We start from the raw sequence: 8,046 nt of genomic DNA, 5'->3' as shown, positions 1-8,046 counted from the left end.
CTTTTCGGGACGTTATCGCAATCGTAGAAAACGGTTTGGCTTGCGCTTGAATCTGATTGCTGGCTTACTCAACTATGAATTGGCACATGCCTTTTGATTCATGCAGGAGGTCTAGTAATCGCTGAAGTCTGCGGCTAATTTATCCAGCTCTTCTGGCGCAAACTCGTAGCGATCGGGAAGGCTATAGGGTTTGCCATTTTGGTCTTTGATGGCAATGTTTAATCTCATAAAAAATCTCCTGCTCTGCTTAAAATGCCTACAATTTCGTAGCCTACTAAGGAGCACAGAGTAATAGCATCGCAATTGTTTATAGGGGTGAAGCTAGTAGTTGGCGGGTCTTGTGGTGCAATCCATCGTCCTGGCTTTGCCAAATTTGTCAGAATAGTGAGTCAGTGGCATCCAGGTGAAATAGGGCTGCATGGAAATTCTCTCGGTTACATTAAAAAACTTTAAGTCGCACAGCGATCGCCACTTCCAGTTTCAGCCTGGCACCAATGCCATTTGTGGTGAAAACGGGGCGGGAAAAACGAGCATCTTGGAGGCGATCGCCTGGACGCTGTTTAACTACAGAGGTTCGTACAAAAATGAAGACCTGATTCGCAATGGGGCAAATAGTGCCCAGGCGACGGTTGCTTTTGTGTCGAGCCGCGACACCCGCACCTACGAAGTGCAGCGCTGCACGACCAAGGGCTACACTTTGTACGATCCACAACTGGGGCAACGTCTAGACTACAAGCACATCGAAGAGGAAGTAATGCCCTGGATGCGGCAGCATTTGGGAGTCGCTCCAGGAACCGATTTGGGGCGACTGTTTGCTAACACGATTGGCGTACCTCAAGGAACTTTCACGGCAGACTTTTTGCAAACAGCGGAAAAACGCAAGCCGATTTTTGACGCAATCCTCAAAGTAGAGGAATATCGGCAGACCAATCAGCAAATGCTGTCGCTGGAAAAGTACGGCAAAGCGGAAGTGGAGCGGTTGGAGGGGGCGATCGCCCAGTACGAAGACTCGCTTAAAGACTGGAAAACCTTGCAACAACGGCGACAGGAACTCAGTCAGGAAATTGCAACAGCAGAGGCAGCACTTGAGCAGTTGCAGACAGATTTGGCAAAGCTGCAAGTTGAGAAGGACGCTTTGGCTGCTCAGGCACGACAGGTTCAGCAGCTAGAAGCCCAGTTGCACAAGCTAGACGCGCAGCTTGAAAGTAAGCAGCAAGCAAACTGGCTATTGCAGCAGTCTGTCGAGCGATCGCAGCAAGCAGTCCAGACCTGTGAATTGAGTCGCGAGGGCTACCAGGTATTTCTGCAAGCTGAGACAGCCCTGAGAGAATTGGATCAGCAGGGGCGAAACCGTCAGAATTTAATCAAACAGCGGGATGCTCAGCAAAAGATGCTGCTCGATCAGCAAACGGAGTTAACTCGACTCACCGTACAGCTCGAAAATTTAAAGCAGGCTGAACTGGAAGCTGAACAGCTACAGCCGTTAATCCAACAGCAGCTTGACCTGGAGCAACAGCAAACCACAACCGTTGAACTACTCCAGCGGCTTCAAGCTTCTGAAACGGAAGCTAAAAACCTGACGAAGCAGTGGACAAAAATCCAATCCAGCCTGGAGCGGCTGACCCAAGAGATTGTTCAGATTCAGGCGCTAGAAACGGCGATCAGGCAAATTCCAGAACTGGAGCAGCGGCGCGATCGCCTTCAGGAGAGACTCAGCCGCATTGCTGCTGCAAAACAGTTTGAAGCAGACTTGCGGCAGTTAATAACAGTGGGGACAGAGAAGGGCGATCGCCACCAGCTTCAGGCAGAAGAAGCACTGTCTACATTGGTGCAAATGCAGCAGATAGTACCGCTGTTGGCGACAGCCTCCGTCGATGCAGCTCTGGATGCGATTCGGGCAGGGGTTGAGCTAAATGACGAACTGTTGGATGCGCTGCAGCGCATTTTGGCAGATCTGGAACAGCAAACTTCTTTGCCGCAGCTTGAGCAGCAGCTACGCGATGTGAGAAAGCAGCTCGATGAGGTTTACAGACGGCAAGCAGAGTTTGCCACATTGGAAGCTCGTTTGGCGCAGCAGAGTCAATGGCAGGAGGAAGCTGAGCAAATTCACAGCCGCATCAGCCAGCTTCAGACTCAACTGACAGCAGAACCAGCTTTAAAGCAACAGCGATCGCAGCTTGCAGCCAAGTTGGAGCAGTTGGGCGATCCGCGTGGACGCAGTCAGCTTCTCGCCCGACAGCTTCAGCAGCAGTCCCAGATTCAATCTGCCTTTGCTCAGCTTCAACAGGCACAGGCAGGCATTCAACAAAAAATTGCCGATTTAGAGGTGACTATCAACCAGTTTGCTGAGCTAGATGAGCAGCTAGATCAGCAAAAACAGTTGCGTCAAACCCATCAACCTGCTTACCTGACCTATCTCCAGCACCAAAAAAATGCTGAAACTCTGCCAGCTTTGCAAGCTGAACTGGAGGGGGCGATCGCTCAACTACAAACACTAGAAACCGAGCAGGCTGCTCTTAAAACTAGATACGACCAAACCATTCAAACCTACGATCCAGAACAGTGGCAGCAGGTTGAAGCCGTTTACAACACGACTCGCAGTCAGGCTGACCAAATCATGGGTGGACTGCCTCAGCAGCGCAAACTGTTAGACGAGCTAGATCACCAACTGGCTACACTTCAGGCGTTAGCCGAAAAGCGCGATCGCGCCCAAATTGATTTGAAACAGCGAGAGCGAATTCGCCGCTTTATCACCTTTGCCCGCAAAGTTTACAAAGAAGCTGGGCCGCGCATTACCGAACGCTACGTGCAAAGCGTTTCCCAGGAAGCCGACAAACTGTTTCGGGAATTGATGAACCGCCAAAACGTGGCTTTGGAGTGGACGCGAGACTACGAAATCTTGGTGCAGGAAGGCGCGTTTTCTCGCCGATTTATCAATCTCTCTGGGGGTGAGCAAATGTGTGCTGCGCTAGCAGTGCGTCTGGCATTATTGCGAGTCCTGGCAGACATTGATATCGCCTTTTTTGACGAACCCACAACCAACATGGATCGTCCTCGGAGAGCAAGTTTGGCAGAGGCGATCGCCAATATCAAAACTTTTCGACAGCTTTTTGTCATTAGCCACGATGACACCTTTGAGCAAGTCACCGAAAACGTCATCCTGGTCGAGCGGGAATAAGTCTCGTCTTAGATCAAGAAGAGCGCACCCTGCAGTGCAGGGTGCGCTCTTCTTGATCTAAGACGAGAGTCCGGTTTCCCTAACTCCCGTTTGCCGAAGGGGCAGAATCTTGTCTGCCTGGTAGATGCAAGCTCGTTACAACCGCCACCTCATGCTTAGGCTCTTTATTGCAGGTCGGCTTGGCAGGTTGCTAAAATTCGCTCGTCATTTTCGCTCATTTGCTCAATCTGATGATAGCCCTCTAAGCCAACGGGGGCGATCGCATTTCCCGTCGTCGCGACTGAGGAATTCTCATTCAATGCCACAACGTAGGGATGAGCTGTTTGTTCGTAGCTGTTAATTACAGTTAACTCTAGCTGATTCCCGCCAAACTGACCATTAAAACAGTCAAAGGAGGAATAGGGCATATAAAACGCACCCTCAACCTGGCTATCGTTTACCTCAAAAACCATGTAAGCAGCACCCACCTGATCGGGTTCTGGAGACTGACCAAATAGGTAAACTCCATCCGGTAAAGCGCGAAGACTTCCGACATCGGCTGCTGCAGTAGCGACTGAGACGCGGCCCTCGCGGGCAGTTTCTGGAGCCTCTGTTGCCACTACAGCACCAGAACTACTAACTGCCAATCCCAGAGCGAGAAACAACCCAGCTAACGGCTGATTGATAACGTGTGTGAGAGTACGCAACGGCGAGAATGCGCGAAGAGATGAATTAAACACCGTAGTTTCCTCCCAAAAAAACTAAAAATCGAAGATCAGGCTGTTGTCAAATTTACTGGAGAAGCTATGTACAGCTATTCAACTAAGGAAAGACTTTGAACAACCGTTGGATAACCGTTAGGATGATTTGCCTTCCTGAGAACAAAGCTCTTGGTGCATAGCTGCAACCGTTACATTGAGCTACAACGGCAAATTTCTTGATTCCAGAAATTAACGTGGCAAATTCTTGGAATTGTCCGGGCGATCGCCCCTCTTCTGTAGCTTGCCCTTAATTTACGCCGAAATGCTGCTTCTTCGCTTCATCCGATTGATTCACCCGATTGATTCATCCAACTGATTCATGTGATGGACTGATCGGACTAGGATTCAACTGAAACAGCACCCGCAAAAGGTGCCTTCAGATCGCGAGGACAAGCCTTTGGGGTGCTGCGGAAGCTATTCGTCATAATTAAAATCGCCTCTTGTCAGGGGCACCGGGGATCAGCAAGCCAGAAGCCTGCTGCAACCTCGGTTAGCTTGCCAGGTAGCCTCCCACGCTGGCTTTGCGGCGACGCAGATGGTCAAGTGCCTGACGCTCAAGCTGGCGTACCCGCTCTCGGCTAATGTTCATCCGTTGACCGACTTTGGCGAGAGATAGCTCATTGCCATCTTCCAAACCAAAGCGCAGGACGAGAACTTCGCGCTGTTGGGGTGTGAGTTCAGCTAGCAGACCTTCCAGGTCTTGACGCAGGGACTTCTGAGCAGCATAGGTTTCAGGCGACGCACCTTCGTCTTCTAGCAGATCCTGTAGCTCGGTGTCTTGGTTATCTCCAACCTTAAGGTCGAGAGAGACAGGTTGCCGCGCCATGATCAGGTATTCCCGAATTTGAGCGGGCTCCAGCTCCAATGCTTTGGCAATCTCGGCTGGGCTAGGGCTATGTCCCAGTTCCTGAGTTAGCTCGCGCTGAACTTTTTTGATCTTGTTCAGCTTTTCGGTGATGTGAATGGGCAGACGAATGGTACGAGCTTGTTGAGCGATCGCCCGCGTGATGGCTTGACGAATCCACCAGTAAGCATAGGTGGAAAACTTATAGCCCCGCATGGGATCAAACTTCTCGACGCCGCGCTCTAACCCTAGCGTTCCTTCTTGAATCAGATCCAGGAACTCCAGATTTCGCTTTTGGTACTTTTTGGCGATCGCTACCACCAAGCGCAGGTTCGCTTCAATCATTTTCTGCTTAGCCCGCTGTCCCTGACGGACGACCTGATGCAGCTCAGACTCGCTCAGGTTGACCCGATTCGACCACTCTGTATCAGTGGGATCACGGTCTAGCTCCTGAGCTAGCGCTTCCTTAGAATCTAGAAGCGCCATCATTTGCTGCACTTGCTTACCGTAAACAATCTCTTGCTCGTGAGTCAGCAGGGGCACACGACCGATCTCATGCAAATATGTGCGTACCATATCTGCGGTAAACATGGGCTTAGCAGCAGCCTTGGTTTTAGTGTTTGCAGTTGGCATGGGTGATACGGTAAACTCCGTCAGATGAAACGTGGAACACAATCTAAAGAAAATAGAAAGAGGGTTAGGCTTTCAAAGGAAAGACTGTTTGGGAAATGGGCTAGATGAACCCAGATGCTCTAGCAAAAATCAAGCCTTCGGAATGCCTATCCCAAATGAGGAGCAAAGGACAGGTAAATAGCCAGGTTAGCTGAGGCTTTAACTTTCCTCAGCCAATACCAGAATCAATTACAAACCCAACTAAGCGACGTACTTTGAGGACGCAGACTCAATCTCAACAACAAGCAAACAATTAGAATCGACCAGCTTTGGATCAACTAACAGCTTCTACCGGCACTCAAACTCCAAAATTAAACTCGGAGTCATTATGAGTTTGACTTAATTAAATAGTAGTACAAGTTTAGACTCCAGTAAATAGATGGCGATTCATCCTTTTGGATGAAATTGAAGACGGCTTTTGTAAGCGCCGTGCACCTTCTAGGTAGACGATGTTTACAGTTAGACTAGATTTGTAAGCAGTTCAGGGAAGGGCATACAGACGTTCTCTACTTCTATAAGCATGGACTAAATTCCTGTTGCAGAGGTAGTGAAAACCCAGAGTAATAACCGAACTGAGAACTAAGCTTAAGACTTTTTTAATATCTTGCTCAGATCAAGCTCAGCTAAAACCCTAAATCTGCCTTTGCAGACTCAGCAGCCTTAAAAACACTCGCACTCGGCATTTCTTCCCAGGGGGTATCTCCGATCTCGGCGTAGAAGGTTTCGTCATAGGGGCGGGTGCGAACCACGACGGGCATGGGTACGGCATGACCCAAAATCAGCGCTTGCTGCTTGGAATCTAGCTTTGCCAACACCGATCGCAGGCTTTGCCCACCAGAAACCCCCGTAAAGATGGCATCAATATCCTTCTCATCGTTGAGCAGAGCAGTGATGCGGGTACCGACCTGAGACATGACTTCATTGTCAATACCAGAGGGGCGCTGATCGACTACCAATAGGGTGACAAAATACTTTCGCATTTCGCGAGCAATCGTCCCAAAGATGGTTTGACGTACTGTACTAGGATCGAGGAATCGATGGGCTTCTTCGATGGTGATCACGAGTTGGTGGGGGCGATCGCTCACATTCTTGGTCTGCAAAAACTTTTCCGCTTTATGCACATAGCTAGCGTGAATGCGGCGAGCAATGACGTTGGTTGCCAGCATGTAAGACAGCAGATTGGACTGAGAGCCAAACTCTACCACCACATGCTTTCCCGCTTCTAGAGACTCCAAAATTTGTCCAACATAGTTATGAGGGCAACTATTGCGGATGTATTTCAGTTCATCCAGGCGGGTCAGCTTTCGCTGCAATGCCATGATCGACGACTTGCTGCCCATCTTGGTTTCGCAAAATTCCTGGATCTCCTCATTGGTCATTGACAACAAACGAGTAATCCAGGCTTTGCCAAACTCGTTGCGAAGAATAATCGCGTTTTCCAAACTGGCTTCTGAAAGGTTGAGCTCTCCTCGGACGAGCATCAAATCTTCTACGTCAATCTGGTCGTAGCCAATGTAAAGCTCCTGCGCGTCTCGAACGCCTCGTCGTTTCGTCGATTCAGGATCAAGCGTGTAGATCTGCACCTGTCCGGGGAAAAGCTGGCGCAGTCCTTTCACGGTGCTGAAGCGTTTGCCCTCACTGGCCGCTTCCCAGCCATATTCAGAGTGCATGTCAAAAATCAGGTTGACAGCGGCTCGTTTGCGAATGATCCCAGACAGTAGCAGTCGCGTCAAAAAGGATTTGCCGGTGCCAGATTTGCCAAAAATGCCGTTGCTGCGTTCAACGAAGCGATCGAGGTCAAGGCAAATCGGAACATCCATATCGATCGGTTGTCCGATCGCAAAGTTGCGTCGATGCGGGTCATCTTCCCAGCCGAACACAGCGCGAAAGTCCCTTTCGCTAGCATCAAATACTTGACTGAAGTGACTGGGGATCGTTTTAACGGGCAGCAGTTCGATGTTGGCACTGCTTTGAGCTTGATGAGAGGCGATCGCCCTTCCTCCGCCGTTCCCCTCTAAGCTAACCCCATAGCTACCAGACTGCTTGGATTGACCTCTGCTATTCTCATCCCGTATTACCTCTTCTGGGGTAAACATCAGCATCGGGGTTAGGTTAATCGTGCCGTAAGTTCCAGTTCCAGCCAGCACTTCTTGCAAAAACGTGTTGCCGGGATCAGGGGGATTCGCCATGATGCGTTGGCTAGCTGTTCCCAGAGCTACATCCGTCAACATGCAGAAAAAGCGCGATCGCACCCCCTGCACCACCAAAAATTTGCCAACCCGCATGTCTTCTACCAACACATCGGGATGCAGCCGCACTTCTAATCCTTGGCTGAGAGAACCCTGAATGACTGAACCCAAAGGTTTCTCTGTCATGATACCTATTCCACAATCGCTCAATCCTTTGAGCTATCGTAACTTGAATATCCCTTAATTAATACATTCGTTCTCAATACATTCGTTCTGCTAACAGTTCTGAACTGAATTAGAGAAAAGTCACAGTGCATTTATCACACCTAATAATTGATAGATAATTGATAGTCAATGACTTTTAACCGAATGTTGACTTCTGATATTGTCTCAACAAAATGGTTTAGAGATGGAAAGGCACTC

At 49.6% G+C, this 8,046-nt stretch carries 4 protein-coding genes; 1 reads left to right on the top strand and 3 read right to left on the bottom strand.

Annotated elements, in window-relative coordinates; genetic code table 11:
- The first annotated feature begins 418 nt into the window (after positions 1–418).
- A complete protein-coding gene (locus H6F93_RS32400) occupies positions 419–3,178 on the top strand; it encodes an AAA family ATPase (RefSeq protein ID WP_190690235.1) in 2,760 nt (919 codons plus the stop codon).
- Positions 3,179–3,342: 164 nt separating this feature from the next.
- On the opposite strand, the gene H6F93_RS32395 is transcribed toward H6F93_RS32400, so the two are convergent.
- The 3 genes from H6F93_RS32395 to H6F93_RS32385 form a co-directional block, all read right to left on the bottom strand.
- Complete coding sequence (locus tag H6F93_RS32395) at positions 3,343–3,897, bottom strand: hypothetical protein (RefSeq protein ID WP_190690231.1); 555 nt, start codon at positions 3,895–3,897, stop codon at positions 3,343–3,345.
- Positions 3,898–4,408: 511 nt separating this feature from the next.
- Positions 4,409–5,395 (bottom strand): RNA polymerase sigma factor, RpoD/SigA family, encoded by a 987-nt coding sequence (locus tag H6F93_RS32390; protein WP_190646174.1) that lies wholly within the window; start codon positions 5,393–5,395, stop codon positions 4,409–4,411.
- A gap of 662 nt (positions 5,396–6,057) precedes the next feature.
- Positions 6,058–7,809: a helicase HerA domain-containing protein gene (locus H6F93_RS32385; RefSeq protein WP_199314297.1), complete on the bottom strand. Its 1,752-nt coding sequence runs from the start codon at positions 7,807–7,809 to the stop codon at positions 6,058–6,060.
- Between the last annotated feature and the right edge of the window lie 237 nt (positions 7,810–8,046).

Source organism: Leptolyngbya sp. FACHB-671 (genome assembly GCF_014695745.1).
Taxonomy (GTDB): Bacteria; Cyanobacteriota; Cyanobacteriia; order Elainellales; family Elainellaceae; genus JAAUTN01.
Note: the sequence above shows the minus strand (reverse complement) of the source record. Positions and strands in the feature narration are given on the sequence as shown.

Bases quoted from the DNA above. Each gene is read 5' to 3' on its own strand.
- H6F93_RS32400 (WP_190690235.1), top strand. From the start codon at position 419: ATGGAAATTCTCTCGGTTACATTAAAAAACTTTAAGTCGCACAGCGAT.
- H6F93_RS32385 (WP_199314297.1), bottom strand. From the start codon at position 7,809: ATGACAGAGAAACCTTTGGGTTCAGTCATTCAGGGTTCTCTCAGCCAA.
- H6F93_RS32390 (WP_190646174.1), bottom strand. From the start codon at position 5,395: ATGCCAACTGCAAACACTAAAACCAAGGCTGCTGCTAAGCCCATGTTT.